This window comes from Chryseobacterium sp. SIMBA_038 (assembly GCF_046535115.1).
In the GTDB taxonomy this organism is placed as follows: Bacteria; Bacteroidota; Bacteroidia; order Flavobacteriales; family Weeksellaceae; genus Chryseobacterium.
In genome coordinates this window covers 1-239 of the sequence record NZ_JAWRXH010000419.1, presented here as the reverse complement: position 1 = coordinate 239, position 239 = coordinate 1, and the positions used below count along the sequence as shown (strand labels likewise).

Below are 239 nucleotides of genomic sequence, written 5' to 3'. Positions count from 1 at the left end.
AGGGCATTTTGCTGGGTGGCTATACGCAGGCTGAGGGAAGAATGGAAGAGAAAGATGAAACATTTTGGTTACTATACCTGGACGGAGCTGGAAATGAGCAGTGGAGAAAGCACATCAAGGGAGAATCCAAGAAGCGTGAGGAAAGACTTTCAGATGTAAGACTCAACAAGGATGGCTCCATCATCTTGGCAGGAACGAGTGCCGAGGAACTGGGCAAGGAAAACTGGAAGATTGTCAAG

The 239-nt window shown here is 47.7% G+C and carries 1 pseudogene; it reads left to right on the top strand.

The features are described 5' to 3' along the window. Window positions 1-239: pseudogene (locus SB689_RS24120) on the top strand (T9SS C-terminal target domain-containing protein); the annotation flags it as partial.